Genomic DNA, 12,436 nt, shown 5'->3' with positions numbered 1-12,436 from the left:
GTACGTTGTTGGGCTTTAGCCCTCTTTATCTATATCTATAAAGAGGGCTAAAGCCCAACAACGTACCTGATCGATGCTATAAGCGAGATATTTCATAAGTTTTAGTCTGACGTTGACACAAATAACTAATGACTCTTTTTCGTTTTTTGAGTGAGAGTCTGCAAATCTGTAGAAATTTCCATCGGTGGCGAAATCGGGTTATTTAATTGGCGAGTTTCTGCCGGGAGACTGGCGACAGAAGCAGCAGTTCGTTTGGCGATATCCTCCAAACTTTCGGGTTCGTGCAATCGTTTGCCATCCTTGACAACCAATTGCATTAATGGTAAATGATGCTCCGAATTGTAAATATTGTCCGCTGCCAGTCCCAAACAATCTCCGATAATTTCTCCATCTTTCATGGTTCTAAAAATTTGCTTTTTCCCTGGATATGTTACCTTGCCGCTGGCCTCTTTCATCACGGGCATTCCGTCTATTTCCACTAACTTATAAACACCGTTGATAGGCGAACCGGTGACCAACTTTGTTCCCAAACCGTAACCGTCAATGCAAGCACCCGCACTTTTTAATCTAGCAATTTCGTGTTCGTCCAAATCACCGCTAGCAATAATTGGCACGCCCGGAAGGATCGATCGCACTTCCCGAGACAATTTTACCAAATCCCCCGAATCCAGCCGCACGCCTTCCAAGGGCATTTCACCGCTGTTGACTCGCGATGCTAAAGTCCGCGCCGCCGCCACAGTATCGTAAGTATCGATCAACAGCGGCGCCCCCGGAAAATAGCGGTGAAATGCTGCAAACGCCTCATCTTCGCTGCCTTCGAGAGCCGACACAGCCATTACCAAAGCATGGGCGATCGTACCCACAGGTTTACGGCCCAATTTCAAAGCAGCCAAAACATTAGAAGTACCATCGATCCCAGCAGCCAAAGCGGCCCTAGCAGCCCAGACAGCAGCTTGAGGCCCAAAAGCCCTGCGCGTCCCGAATTCCAGCAACTTAGCCTCCGGGCCCGCCACATCGCGCAGCCGCGCAGCCCGCGTCGCAATTAAAGTTTGATAATTGATTGCATTCAACAAATAAGTTTCGACTAACTGAGCCTGCCACAGAGGAGCCTCGATCCGCAAGAGAGGTTCATTGGCAAATACCGCCGTCCCCTCGGGTACCGCCCACACATCCCCAGTAAAGCGGGCGGAAGCGAGTAGATCCCAAAATCGCTCGGGGGCCCCGGCAAAAATTCCGGTGGACTGTAAAGCCTGAATTTGCGCCTCGGAGAACCGCAATTTTTCTAGATAGTCGATCGCCTGAGCCAAACCCATGGCGATCGCATAACCAAAACCATCTGGTAGCCTGCGCGCGAACAATTCAAAACTCGCAGGGCGATCGTCGAGGCCTTCCCCGACGTAACAAGCCGCCATCGTTAGCTGGTAGAGATCGGTCAACAGGCTGTAATCTGCTGGAGAAACCGTCAATTCCCGATCTTCTAAGATTTCCTCAAAACCTGTGACGTGCAGGCTTTCTGTCGCAGTTTTCATCAAAAAAACCCCGGACAAACTTTGTTTATTTAATTATAGTGACAAATACCATATCTTTTTGTAAAGGTTTGATTAAGATTTCAGAGAGAGTCGGAATATTTTATGATTTATGCCCTCTAATAGGGGTTTTTGTGTAGATGGGTACAAAATAATTATGGTAGAATCACTAAAAAGTTCGCATTTAGCAATCTCAGCAAATCGATCGCAAAATATATATGAGGAGATTGGGGCGATCGACCAAAACACTGAATTGGTAAAAGCTTCAGTTTGCTTCGATGTTGCAGACTAATAAGTAATTCAAACAAATATTGCTAAAGCGATCGCAGGGCAGAAACTCAGACTAATCTATAAAGTATCAACAGCCAGAAAAGAGAGGCGGTTCTTATGAATCTTTCTAAATCTGTGGTAGGCGCAATGCGTTACGTTTCGGAAGCTGCATCGAGGATTTTTAGACGGAGCGATGACGATTATCCGGCTACTGGCGTTCAGCCTTTTGAAGGTACGCCACCCAAAGGCTCTAAATGGGACAGATGAAAAGGCGATCGGAGTATTTCTAGTGAGATAGGCAAAGACATTCGCCTCACCCAATAACGGTAAGTTTTTCAACTACTTTGAAATATCTTCAATTTTCCCCAGCTAAACAAAGCTTAGCTGGGGTTTTGCCGTTAAAAATTGGTAGTAATGATCAAGATTTTCAAAGGTGGTACCCGCCACGTGATTTATCCGTGGAATCAATCCCAAATCAAAAATCGAAAATCCTCTCTTCCCCCGAATTTATCAGTGGGGTCGCCTCTAAAATCTAAAATCTAAAATCTAAAATCTAAAATCGATTGACGTTGATGTTTTGAGTTTTATGAGGACTGAAGTCCTCACTACGAACCAATTACCAAAATTGATTGAGCAAAAAGGCGATCGCCCCGCTGCCGATTGGCACAGTCAAATTGTCAATTCCCAACTTAGACACCGACTCCAAAGTAGCAGCAACCAAAGCCACAACAGCCGACACCGCCCAAGTTTGCCAAACATTGCCTTGCACAGCCAGCAAAATCAAACTGCTAACAGCAAAACTCACCAAATACATAGTTGCAGAACCTTCCCAACTCTTCTGCATTCCCCAAACTCGATAAAGATGTTTGCCGTATTTCTGCCCAATAACAGCGGCCAATCCGTCCCCCCAAGCCATCACTAAAATGCCCAAAGCAGCGTATTCTTGATGTTGTAGCGGCCAAAACCAAGCGACGAGAACGCTGATACTGACAGCATAGAAAAAAGTCCCGAAACTCTTGCGGTGGATAGTGTTCAGACTTGGCAAAATCGGAACTTGGTAGGAAATTAGGGCGATCGCACCAGCCAAAAAACCAGCCGAAATCCCCACCCAGTCGGGTATTTGCAGCCACCAAGCCAGCAAAATCACGTTTCCAGTACCGATGTGAACCACCTTGCGCGATACCTCGGCACCGACAGCAGTAAAGCGATTTAACCCTTCAGCCACCAGCAAAATTACGCCCAACCAGGCTCCCACGAGGGAAATTTGCAACCACACAGTCGGAATTTCAGACAATATAAACACGATATTTAGGAAAAACTGCGATCGGGCACTATGTACTACTTTAATGGAAAGCGCGATCGATGTTAGAACCCCGCAGCCTTAAAGTGCTGCGGGGAGCTGGCTGTTATGTTTTTTTAGGTTGGTCTACTTAAAACCTGTGCTATGCTATAAGCAAGTCTAGGGAAAAAGCTATGACTATTTTAGTAGAAGAACTCTTGAATACCTTTGAGCGATTAACAGACTCAGAACGGTTAGATTTGGTATTGGAAATTTTGAAACGGACTGTCGATTTAGACTTTCCGCCCCTGTCTGATGACGATTTAGTTCTGAATGCTGAGGGAATTTTTCTAGAGTTAGATGAGGAAGAATCCGTATATGAATAGTCCAGATCGTGGTGAAATATGGTTAGTCGATCTAGGTTATATTGCGAAAGTCAGACCATGTTTGGTCGTGAGTATTCCTGCTTTAAATCAAGACCGGGCCTTAGCGACTCTAGTGCCACATACAACAAGTCTACGCGGTTGAAGATTTGAGGTAAAAGTCAAAAATAAGTTCCTCCGAGAAGGAGTATTTGACGTACAAAATATGATTACAATCCCTCATGCAAAGCTTCTACGCAAATTGGGAAGTCTGACATCCGAGAAAATGCTTGAAGTAGAAGAGGTAATACTTTTGTGGTTGGGATTTAAAGAGGACAGTGCTGAGGAAGAAGAGGAGTAAGCCGAACCCTTGACGTTTTGAAATAATCAGAAAATCTGACTGCTATGCAATATGTCTTAATTATTCATGAAGTCGAAAATTATGCAGCTTGGAAAAAGGTATTTGACAATGCTGCAAATATCCGAAAAGAAGCTGGCGAGCGCTCGTATCAGGTTTTGAAGTATGAGAATGAACCTAACAAAATTGTTCATTTCTCCGCGTGGACATCAACAGCAGATGCCAGGGCATTTTTTGAGTCGCCTGCACTGGTTAAAATTAGAGAGGAAGCGGGAGTTAAAGCTCCTGAATTTATCTATTTAGACCAATTAGAGTCAGGAGTATTGTGAAAGACGCATTCGTATAATGTCAGTATAAAAGACTCGGCGGTTGAAACCGCGTCTACACAAACAATGTCCGCCTCCGCGGACTCAAGAAAATCAAGAATTAAAACCGCTTTTTCGGTAGATTTTGTCTCCATAAATGTGATTTTAACTACCCACTCTTCAACCTGCGGAGGCAGGTTTTGTCTGTGTAGACGCGGTTTCAACCGCCGTCTCAACCGCCCGGTATTGTCTCGAAATCATCTTTCACAACTCGCGTTTCAACAACTCCCGCACTAGCGCAAAAGCCCTCCCCCGACACTTTTCGGGCAGCAGCGACAATCCCAAACCCGCCCACATTTTAGTCTCAGAAACCGACTTCCCAGCTCGCACCATCCGCCGCCCTTTTGCAGTTTCACCCACCTCAATTAACCGCAAACCAAGCGCTAATTGAGTTTCTGCAATCCTCTTGAGCCTGACTGTTTCCAACTTCTCGGAATCAAATTCGTAACTGGTCAAATAGCGCAATTTATCGCTCAAATAGGGAATTGCCCGATCGCATCCTTGCTGTCCTGCATGAAATCGATACTCCATCAACAGCTCGGGCAAGTAATAGCACTTTTTGCCTGCAAGCGCAAGTCTCACAAACAAATCGTTATCTTCGCAATTTTGCCAATTGGGCCGCAGAAATCCGACTGTTTCCAGCGCGCGGCGCCGAAACAAAGTTGCGCCTATTTGCAAACTTTGCCTCAGAAAAACTGTAGCAAGTAAATCTTCAATAATTCCCGCCGACAACTCGGTGCGGCCCCACCGCTGCGAATTCAGTTGTGTCTGGTTTTCGTCAATGTTGTTGTTGAGATCAATGACCCAGTGGTCGGTACTGACAAAATCTATGTTGGGGTTTTTATCCAAAATAGCAGATGTCCGCTCTAGAAATTGCGCGCTCAGGCGATCGTCATCGTCAAACTTGATAAAATATTCGCCCCTAGCCGCCGCAAAGCCCGATCGCATATTATTACTTTTGCCGATATTCTGCGGGTGCCGAATGTAGTGAATCGGGCGATGGCTGGGAGCCCCGCAAGCTACGACAAATTCCGACATCAACAGCGCAGTCGTGTCCGTCGAACCGTCATCGCAGACAATTAACTCAAAATCTGTATAAGTTTGATCTAGCACGCTGGCGATCGCACTAGCCAGCAAATGCACTCGATTGCAAGTAGGAATGCAAACACTAATTTTCGGCATTAAAACCATTTTAGATTTGGGATTGAGATTGCGAAAAAAATTCGCAATTGAGTTCAGGGAAAGAAACCACCTATGCCCTATGCCCTATGCCCAATGCCCAATGCCCTATGCCCTATGTCTTTTAATTTAAACGAGCTGTACATTCCAGAATTAACTTTTGATTCACCAATGCAAAAGGTTGAATTTCCAAAGCGCGACGAAAAGCTCGAATAGCACTTCTGTATTCTCCCAGGGCAGCGTAGCACAAACCCAGACCGTGCAACGCCCCAAAATGCACCGGATTTAGTTGAAGGACTGTTTCGCAGTCTTTGATCGACCTTTGATAATTGCCTTGGGTATAGTGAAGTACGGCGCGCCGGTTCCAAGCTTCAGCAAAATCCGGCGCTTCCGCAATCAGTTTTGTCAGCAAATCCAAAGCGTGCCGAACATCTCCTGCATCTAGGGAAACTTGCGATCGCCTGAGAACTTGCATCCCGTAGTCACCCTTCTGGTTAAACCAAGTGCGCCAGAGTTCTGTAGTAGCCCGATCGCGCACGCTTTCGTCAGACTTTTTCAAATCTTCGAGCAGCGCCTTAACAGATAATTCATCCATAGGTGGGAGGATTGTTAAACAGGTTTTATCAATCAATTTTATCGTGACAGTGGCAACTTTATTTATTCAACATCCCATGCGAATTTTGATGCTTTCTTCAACTTTTCCCTATCCGCCAAGCCGCGGCGGAACTCAGGTAAGGACATTTAATTTGTTGCAATACTTGAGCCGGCGGCATGATGTAATTCTTGGTACTGTGCGATCGCCAGATGTCACTGACTCACAAATCGACGCATTGAGGCAACAAGTTACACAATTAGCAGTTTTCCTCCACCCGCAGACACCCCCCCAACCCCCCCTTGCTAAGGGGGGGCTAAGACTCAATCAGGAGACTACTGAGGGGGGGTTCTTTCCTCCCCCCCTTAACAAGGGGGGGATTGAGGAAGAATTCTTTCCTCCCCTCAATCAGGGGATTGATGAGAAAATGAACGAAATAATAGGAAAATTCCACAGATTTAGTCAATTTTTGTTATCCGGGACGCCTCCGAACGTAATCTCCAGCTACTCTCAAGCAATGCAAAATTGGGCAGACAATTTAGTCATAGCAGGCAAATGTGATGCTGTTACCTGCGAGCACAGCGTTAACGAGATTTATGTGCGTCCAGAATGGCGGCAAAAACTGCTAACAGTTGCAAATATTCACAGTTCCGTTTGGGGAACTTGCAGGGAAATGTTAGCCACCGGGACTTCCCAAAAACCCCTGCGCGATCGACTAAATTTACCGCTACTCGCCCGCTACGAAAAACGTTACTGTACCAAATTCTCCCGTATTGTCGCCACCACATCCACAGACAAGCAGCAACTGCTAGAATTGCTGTCCTCTGGCAGCCTCGGAGGGAAAGCAGATTTTTTTGTCCCTCCCATTGATGTGATTCCTAACGGCGTGGATTTGGCAGAATTTCCCTATCGGTCGATCGATCCAGGAGGACACACCTTAATCTTTGCAGGCGCCATGAACAATTTGCCCAATATAGACGCGGCCAGGTTTCTCAGTTTGCAGGTACTCCCAAAGTTGCAGCAGCGGTATCCCGATGCTACCCTCACCCTAGTCGGCACCTCGCCAGTTCCCGAAGTCCTCGCCTTGGGGAAACTTCCGGGAATTCAAGTAGTAGGCAGGGTGCAAAGGGTGGCAGAATATTTGCATCAGGCTGCTGTTTGTGTGGTGCCGATGCGGATTGGTTTTGGAATTAAAAATAAAACTTTGGAGGCGATGGCGGCTGGAACGCCTGTAGTTGCTAGCGATCGAGGTTTGGAGGGTTTAACCGTCGGTGGCGGGCCTTCCCCGACAAGGGCCTTGCGGGCAAACGAAGTTCAGGAGTATGTTGAGGCGATTACCAGTTTGTTTGAAAATTATCAGCTAAGACAGGAACTGTCTCTGAGGGCGCGATCGCTCGTTGAAAGCCAATATACCTGGGATATCATAGGTCGGCAGTACGATCGGCTATTCCAAATTTAAACTCTAAATTCTAAAATCTAAATTCTAAAATTTCGACGATGGAACACAAAATAAACTCCTCAAAAAATCGAGCCAAACCCCCAGAAAATCGCAAAGTTACTCCTTCTCCGACAAGACGCCGCCGCCAAAACCGACGCGCCAAAAAACTTCAAGAGTCCCAGCTTCCCATACCTGGTTCCCCAACTCCCGCCAGATATCCTTGGAAAAGACTGGTAGCTAATTTGACAGCCCTCAGCGTCTTGTGCGGCTGTGCAGCTTTGATGGGAGGTGGCGCTTGGCTGAGTTACCAGCTAATTGTCGATCCCAACGGGAACAGATTGATATCTCAGTTTGTACCCGGATGGTCGCGCCTGCCTACAGGTAGCAGAGATACCATCCAAACTCTCGATCAAATCAAAGCCAGCATCCGCAAATTGGGATTCATCACCGGCGAACCCCTACCGCTTCCTGTTGAGAAATCCGCAGATAATTCTATTTCCGATTTGCTGTTGCCGGTGATGGTGGAAAGAACAGTTAATGCTTCTACAGTTTGCAAAAATCCTTGCCGTCAAATTGTCGAACTTCGCGTGTACAAGCGGGTGCAACTTCCCGATCGCGATTCCGATACCGTACAGTATTTTCAGCTAGCAAGTTCTGTGAATATAGAAGGCCCGGCGGAATCTTTTGTCATTGCTTCTTTGGATGACTCTGGATCCAACAATCAAGCCTCAAATCAGTCGCTACCGCTGACAGAACTGCGCCGCTTTGACGGCAAGCCCCCCGAATTGGGCATTTGGTTTAATGTCAGCGGTAAACTCGTGCGGGGCGACAAGAAAATTCCCTACGGACAAGTCGTTCGCTACAACCCCAGTCAAAATCATTTAATCTCGCTGTTGGATTGGGCGAGTGCGGCCGGACAAGCGCCGAATTGGCAGCAAATTGTTAAGGGGCAAAACCCCCAGTTGGCGATCGACCAAACAATTGGTTTAGAACCGCAATTTACCATTTATCAAATTGGTTCGCGCAAATTTATCCCGAACCCAGTTCAATTAACCGCGATTTCCTTAGAAGAATTTGCCTTCAATGACCAGACTTATAAAAATGGGCTGCGACTGGCAAAAAGCGGACTTTGGTCTCCCGGATTAAATGTCATGCGTTCAGCTAAAGCCAAAGCCGGTCAGAATTGGCCCGCAGTCGCCCAAGCTCAACTAGAGACGATCGAATTTCATGCTAAAATTACCCGTGCTCAGGCGATCGCATCTTGGGCCAGTCCCAGCCAACAAGTTCTCGCAGAATTGATAGACGGCCGCTGGAATCAAGCTTTGCAAGTATTTGAAGCCGATCCCAGCAACACTCACGAAATTGCCGCCACCCTCAAAAATGAAGGCGGGCGGATCATGAACCGCGTAGACGCCGCCTTGAGAGTCAATGCCGCTGACGCCGATGTCAAAGCTTGGGGCACCCTGATTGTAGCCTCTCAAGACGGAACTCGCGAGGCGATGAATTGGCTCGACCAGCAACCAGATACTGACAGCGAAACTCGAACTAGAATTCGCAATTTGGTCAATAAACTTGAGGAAGCAATTTCTCAAGCTGAAAGTTTAGAAGACCACAAAAGTCAAATTATGGGTTCTGCTACTTTAATTAGCAGTATCAACCCCGCTGAGTGGCTGGAACCAGAAGCGAAAAACGAGTTAAAATTGACCGGAGAACAAGTTTGGTATCAGGTACAAGTAGCCAGTTTTTACGACGGAACCCGCTGGGTCAATCCGCCCTTTGCAGATGTAGAAGTCCGCTCTTTTCCTGCTACTCAAATCAAATGGTTGTGGGGGCGCCTGGGCTTGCAGGCTGACCCCAAGATTAAGATAGAGGTAGCGATGGCTAACGGTCAACAAAGAGTCGCTGTGGGAACCGTGAAAGCGGTGCAGATTCAAGACGGAAATCTGCGGTTGCTAGCAGCGGTTGACAAGCGATCTTGACAGTTGACAGTTGACAGTTGACAGTTGACAGTTGAGGGCGACCTCTACCTGGAAGTTTGAGGATTCGAGTAATGAATAGTCTTGTTTTAATTTCTCCCGCTTAAGGCAGAGGCTTTAAACCATGTTTTTCTGGTAATCCGGGAAAAAACCTTCGGCAGAAATAAAAGTCACGGACACACTCTTGGTACAAAGAAACCAGTTTTTTTACCATTTCTGCCCGTCGCAACAGAAGTATTTCCGCAAAAAAACCCAGTTTCCGGCCACCCGTGCGTTCAAAACAAGGAAGAAGCAAAAAGTTTTCTTCTCCCCCTCTCCCCCTCTCCCCCTCTCCCCCTCTCCTTCTCTTCTCTCGATCTCCCCCTATAGAGATCGGACAACAATGCAGACAACAATTTTGTTAAGTTAATTTACACCACTTGCACACAAAAACCCAGAGATGTTAGATCGCGGCCTTTTTAGAGAGTGCTGCAATCATCTGTCGTTTGACCGCTTTAGCCCAAAGCTCAAACTCCAAGCTGTTGATATCGTTAATTTTCACTTCCTCAGCAGTCTGATGTGGGGCTTGCTTCTGTGCTGTAGTCTCCATTGTTTTTTTCCTCGTTCAAAAAAAGTTATTAGTCGATCGTAAGCAGTGAGCATCATACCTCTATTTTATGTAGTAATTGCTGCCATTAGTTATACTAAATACATAGAATTTAACGATTAGATGCAGTAAATACATCTTGATAATGCAATTTGTGAATAAAATCTTAAGAATCCTGTAATCCTTGCTATATATAGGTTTTTCCTGACATAAGAATGTAACAAATTACAAATTATGGCAATATCAAACCAAGATTCATGTTAACAAAGTTTTGTTAAATGAATGTATTAGCATATACAGCAAAAATATATTTAATTCAATTTACAAAGGGCAATAAAGGCGATCGCCACATCTCCAAGTCCCAGTACAATATCGATTCCCTCCAGCGCCGCCAGCAAGGACAAAAACTTAATAGACTTCGGATTCACTTGTTTAAGCCGATCGACTGCCGCCACTGCTGAGTTAGCAGCAACCAGAATGCGATCGACAATCAAAACATCTCACTTTAGCGATCGGCATTTCCATTTCTTCGTATTTCAGCAGCAAATCTCGCGTCACCTCACAGGCTAGCAGCATCCCAATTTCTTTCAGCAGTTAACGAAATTTTCCCGTGTGCGCTTGAGCTTGCAGCACGAGAGTTAACTTGTGCTGTATCAAAAGATGGTCGATAACACTAACTCATTTTTTTGTGAAGAGTTAATCTACCTTACTATCATCTCTCCCTACCTAGATCTGCCTGAGAATACATCTCTCCTCTTTTTTACCGTTACCCGCTACCACACAGATCATTTCACTACAGCTACAAAGCCTATAATTCCAGAATGCAAGCATCTTTTCTCAACAAATAGCCACGGGAAAATATTTGCTGCTGAAAAAACATTTTTCCGCGCAGCAGCAGACAAAAAAAACAGAGCTTTGTTCCCGCAAACACCTGTAAAAAAAAATCAATTTTTTATCATCGAATTTTCCGGAACAATCTCTAAATGCCATGAATCTTAGAAAGTATCAGGACAAAACAAGTATTAGTCCATCAACTAATGCTACTTGATCAAGCTCCGAGCCAGGTACAGCGATCTAGCTCCCAGTCAGAGTCTGACTGCCTTTTCAGTAAAGGCTTGCCATCTCCTAATTGGAAGGGTATCGCCTCAATCTTCCTTGAATAATTCAGGTTTGTCCTAACAAAAAAACATTAAGGAGAACATCCATGAAATTTGTAAAACTATTGCTAGCCACAGTATTAACCACTGCTGCTATCAGCCCAGCCTTGGCTGCTAACCCATCAGTTCAAATATTAGGTGCAAGCTACGGCGGTAGCGGTTGCCCAGACAGATCCGCCAGCGTCAGCGTCAGCCCCGACGGTCAAGAACTCAGCATCCTATTTGATAAGTTTGTAGCCCAAGGAAACGTCTCAGCAGAGACCCGGAAAAGCTGCAATTTGAGCATTCCCATCAAAGTACCCCAAGGCTTCCAAATTTCGATTTACGATGCCGATTATCGCGGTTACGTTGCTCCTAAAACCAGCGGAAACCTCAGAGCAGAATACTTTTTTGCTGGAGCCAAGGGCCCAGTTTTTTCTCGCACTTTCAACGGCGAAACCAACTACAACGTTCGAGATAGCTTAGCCACTGTAGCAGATGTGTGGTCTCGCTGTGGCGACAGTGTAAATATGCGAGTAAATGCTTCGATGACAGCCCGCGGTGCCGGCACAGCCACCGTTGACTCCTTCGATTTAGCTCATCGCGGTTTAGTTTATCACGTCAAATATCGCACTTGCCGCTAACCATAACCGCTAAAAAACATAACACGCATGACCCGATTTCTTTACGAAATCGGGTCATTTGTGCGCTCATCAAAACTGCTAAAGCTTAGAGAATTTACCCAAAGATATGCTACAATGACGCTTAGGCTTTGAGGAATGTTCTATGAAAGTAAACTACCAAGAAAGAATTGATGTAACAGCCGAGGAATTAAAACAACTTCTGTCGCAGCAACGAACCTTGACTAATCGCTCAAAAATCCAGGCACTTTATTGGTTAAAGGCTGGATATAGCCAAAGCCTTACAGATGTAGCTGAACGTTTAGGTGTACATAGAATTACTGTACATAGATGGTTAAAACAATATAGTGCTGGCGGTCTGCAAGAACTGTTAAAAATACGGCAAGCAACTGGTAGACCCAGAATAATTCCCTCAGCAGTAATAGCAGGAATTGCAGAAAAGTTAAGTGAGGAATCCTGTGAATTCACAACTTACAAAGAAATTGCGGCCTGGGTAGAAGATAACTATCAAATATCAGTCAAATATCAAACATTACACAAGCAATTACACTATCGCATGAAAGCAAAATTAAAAGCACCAAGGCGTTTGAATAACAAAAAAAAATGATGCAGCTATCGAATTTAAAAACAACTCCTCTGAAAAATAGATACTGCAATAAAGGTACGTAGTTGCGCTTAAGCGCTCTTTCTTAGATATAAAGCAATACAGTTGACTAATATACTGCTAT

General features: G+C 45.5%; 17 protein-coding genes. 11 read left to right on the top strand and 6 right to left on the bottom strand.

The annotated features are described in order from the left end of the window. Positions 1-125: 125 nt before the first annotated feature. On the bottom strand, positions 126-1,529 hold the full coding sequence (locus tag JGK16_RS08785) for a nicotinate phosphoribosyltransferase (RefSeq protein ID WP_293202965.1): 1,404 nt from the start codon (positions 1,527-1,529) through the stop codon (positions 126-128). Between the two features lie 154 nt (positions 1,530-1,683). Here JGK16_RS08785 and JGK16_RS08780 point away from each other — a divergent pair, with 154 nt between their 5' ends. After that, positions 1,684-1,818: a hypothetical protein gene (locus JGK16_RS08780; protein WP_293182397.1), complete on the top strand. Its 135-nt coding sequence runs from the start codon at positions 1,684-1,686 to the stop codon at positions 1,816-1,818. Positions 1,819-1,913: 95 nt separating this feature from the next. Then, positions 1,914-2,063, top strand: a complete 150-nt coding sequence (locus JGK16_RS08775) for an isochorismate synthase (protein WP_293182399.1) — start codon at positions 1,914-1,916, stop codon at positions 2,061-2,063. 349 nt (positions 2,064-2,412) lie between these two features. Here the strand turns inward: JGK16_RS08775 and JGK16_RS08770 are convergent, their stop codons facing one another. Further along, a complete protein-coding gene (locus JGK16_RS08770) occupies positions 2,413-3,099 on the bottom strand; it encodes a diacylglycerol/polyprenol kinase family protein (RefSeq protein WP_293190245.1) in 687 nt (228 codons plus the stop codon). Positions 3,100-3,269: 170 nt separating this feature from the next. Between JGK16_RS08770 and JGK16_RS08765 the strand changes: the two genes are divergently transcribed. From JGK16_RS08765 to JGK16_RS08750, 4 genes are read left to right on the top strand one after another with little or no spacing between them, the layout of a single operon-like run. Next, a complete protein-coding gene (locus tag JGK16_RS08765) occupies positions 3,270-3,461 on the top strand; it encodes a hypothetical protein (protein ID WP_293156198.1) in 192 nt (63 codons plus the stop codon). Beyond that, positions 3,436-3,603 (top strand): type II toxin-antitoxin system PemK/MazF family toxin, encoded by a 168-nt coding sequence (locus tag JGK16_RS08760; RefSeq protein WP_363319151.1) that lies wholly within the window; start codon positions 3,436-3,438, stop codon positions 3,601-3,603. Before JGK16_RS08765 ends, JGK16_RS08760 begins: the two co-directional genes overlap by 26 nt. A gap of 60 nt (positions 3,604-3,663) precedes the next feature. Beyond that, entirely contained in the window at positions 3,664-3,798 is a 135-nt protein-coding gene (locus JGK16_RS08755; protein WP_293182405.1) for a hypothetical protein, read from the top strand. 44 nt (positions 3,799-3,842) lie between these two features. After that, on the top strand, positions 3,843-4,124 hold the full coding sequence (locus JGK16_RS08750; RefSeq protein ID WP_293182407.1) for an antibiotic biosynthesis monooxygenase: 282 nt from the start codon (positions 3,843-3,845) through the stop codon (positions 4,122-4,124). Positions 4,125-4,364: 240 nt separating this feature from the next. Here the strand turns inward: JGK16_RS08750 and JGK16_RS08745 are convergent, their stop codons facing one another. Both JGK16_RS08745 and JGK16_RS08740 read right to left on the bottom strand, forming a co-directional pair. Next, the gene (locus JGK16_RS08745) at positions 4,365-5,342 is read right to left on the bottom strand and encodes a glycosyltransferase (protein ID WP_293182409.1); all 978 of its coding nucleotides are present in this window, start codon (positions 5,340-5,342) and stop codon (positions 4,365-4,367) included. A gap of 121 nt (positions 5,343-5,463) precedes the next feature. Continuing rightward, positions 5,464-5,934 carry a tetratricopeptide repeat protein gene (locus JGK16_RS08740; protein ID WP_293182411.1) on the bottom strand — a complete coding sequence of 157 codons (471 nt, stop codon included), beginning with the start codon at positions 5,932-5,934 and terminating at the stop codon, positions 5,464-5,466. Positions 5,935-6,010: 76 nt separating this feature from the next. Here JGK16_RS08740 and JGK16_RS08735 point away from each other — a divergent pair, with 76 nt between their 5' ends. Then, positions 6,011-7,390, top strand: coding sequence for a glycosyltransferase family 4 protein (locus JGK16_RS08735; protein ID WP_293190293.1), 1,380 nt, complete (start codon positions 6,011-6,013; stop codon positions 7,388-7,390). Positions 7,391-7,428: 38 nt separating this feature from the next. Further along, complete coding sequence (locus JGK16_RS08730) at positions 7,429-9,348, top strand: hypothetical protein (protein ID WP_293190247.1); 1,920 nt, start codon at positions 7,429-7,431, stop codon at positions 9,346-9,348. A gap of 439 nt (positions 9,349-9,787) precedes the next feature. Here JGK16_RS08730 and JGK16_RS08725 read toward each other — a convergent pair whose 3' ends face one another. Both JGK16_RS08725 and JGK16_RS32710 read right to left on the bottom strand, forming a co-directional pair. Beyond that, positions 9,788-9,934 carry a hypothetical protein gene (locus tag JGK16_RS08725; RefSeq protein ID WP_293156176.1) on the bottom strand — a complete coding sequence of 49 codons (147 nt, stop codon included), beginning with the start codon at positions 9,932-9,934 and terminating at the stop codon, positions 9,788-9,790. A 308-nt stretch (positions 9,935-10,242) separates the two neighbouring features. Further along, entirely contained in the window at positions 10,243-10,425 is a 183-nt protein-coding gene (locus tag JGK16_RS32710; RefSeq protein WP_363319150.1) for a hypothetical protein, read from the bottom strand. A gap of 166 nt (positions 10,426-10,591) precedes the next feature. Between JGK16_RS32710 and JGK16_RS08715 the strand changes: the two genes are divergently transcribed. The 3 genes from JGK16_RS08715 to JGK16_RS08705 all read left to right on the top strand — a co-directional run bounded on the left by JGK16_RS08715 (position 10,592) and on the right by JGK16_RS08705 (position 12,315). Further along, positions 10,592-10,930, top strand: a complete 339-nt coding sequence (locus JGK16_RS08715) for a hypothetical protein (protein WP_293182415.1) — start codon at positions 10,592-10,594, stop codon at positions 10,928-10,930. A gap of 205 nt (positions 10,931-11,135) precedes the next feature. Further along, positions 11,136-11,711, top strand: a complete 576-nt coding sequence (locus JGK16_RS08710) for a DUF4360 domain-containing protein (protein WP_293182417.1) — start codon at positions 11,136-11,138, stop codon at positions 11,709-11,711. Positions 11,712-11,853: 142 nt separating this feature from the next. Then, positions 11,854-12,315, top strand: coding sequence for a helix-turn-helix domain-containing protein (locus JGK16_RS08705; RefSeq protein WP_293182419.1), 462 nt, complete (start codon positions 11,854-11,856; stop codon positions 12,313-12,315). The last annotated feature ends 121 nt before the right edge of the window (positions 12,316-12,436 follow it).

The organism is Microcoleus sp. PH2017_09_SFU_O_A (assembly GCF_020738625.1).
GTDB lineage: Bacteria > Cyanobacteriota > Cyanobacteriia > Cyanobacteriales > Microcoleaceae > Microcoleus.
Note: the sequence above shows the minus strand (reverse complement) of the source record. Positions and strands in the feature narration are given on the sequence as shown.

Coding starts and splice junctions, on each gene's coding strand:
- JGK16_RS08785 (WP_293202965.1), bottom strand. CDS start 1,529: ATGAAAACTGCGACAGAAAGCCTGCACGTCACAGGTTTTGAGGAAATC.
- JGK16_RS08780 (WP_293182397.1), top strand. CDS start 1,684: ATGGTAGAATCACTAAAAAGTTCGCATTTAGCAATCTCAGCAAATCGA.
- JGK16_RS08775 (WP_293182399.1), top strand. CDS start 1,914: ATGAATCTTTCTAAATCTGTGGTAGGCGCAATGCGTTACGTTTCGGAA.
- JGK16_RS08765 (WP_293156198.1), top strand. CDS start 3,270: ATGACTATTTTAGTAGAAGAACTCTTGAATACCTTTGAGCGATTAACA.
- JGK16_RS08760 (WP_363319151.1), top strand. CDS start 3,436: ATGAGGAAGAATCCGTATATGAATAGTCCAGATCGTGGTGAAATATGG.
- JGK16_RS08755 (WP_293182405.1), top strand. CDS start 3,664: ATGATTACAATCCCTCATGCAAAGCTTCTACGCAAATTGGGAAGTCTG.
- JGK16_RS08750 (WP_293182407.1), top strand. CDS start 3,843: ATGCAATATGTCTTAATTATTCATGAAGTCGAAAATTATGCAGCTTGG.
- JGK16_RS08745 (WP_293182409.1), bottom strand. CDS start 5,342: ATGCCGAAAATTAGTGTTTGCATTCCTACTTGCAATCGAGTGCATTTG.
- JGK16_RS08740 (WP_293182411.1), bottom strand. CDS start 5,934: ATGGATGAATTATCTGTTAAGGCGCTGCTCGAAGATTTGAAAAAGTCT.
- JGK16_RS08735 (WP_293190293.1), top strand. CDS start 6,011: ATGCGAATTTTGATGCTTTCTTCAACTTTTCCCTATCCGCCAAGCCGC.
- JGK16_RS08730 (WP_293190247.1), top strand. CDS start 7,429: ATGGAACACAAAATAAACTCCTCAAAAAATCGAGCCAAACCCCCAGAA.
- JGK16_RS08725 (WP_293156176.1), bottom strand. CDS start 9,934: ATGGAGACTACAGCACAGAAGCAAGCCCCACATCAGACTGCTGAGGAA.
- JGK16_RS08715 (WP_293182415.1), top strand. CDS start 10,592: ATGGTCGATAACACTAACTCATTTTTTTGTGAAGAGTTAATCTACCTT.
- JGK16_RS08710 (WP_293182417.1), top strand. CDS start 11,136: ATGAAATTTGTAAAACTATTGCTAGCCACAGTATTAACCACTGCTGCT.
- JGK16_RS08705 (WP_293182419.1), top strand. CDS start 11,854: ATGAAAGTAAACTACCAAGAAAGAATTGATGTAACAGCCGAGGAATTA.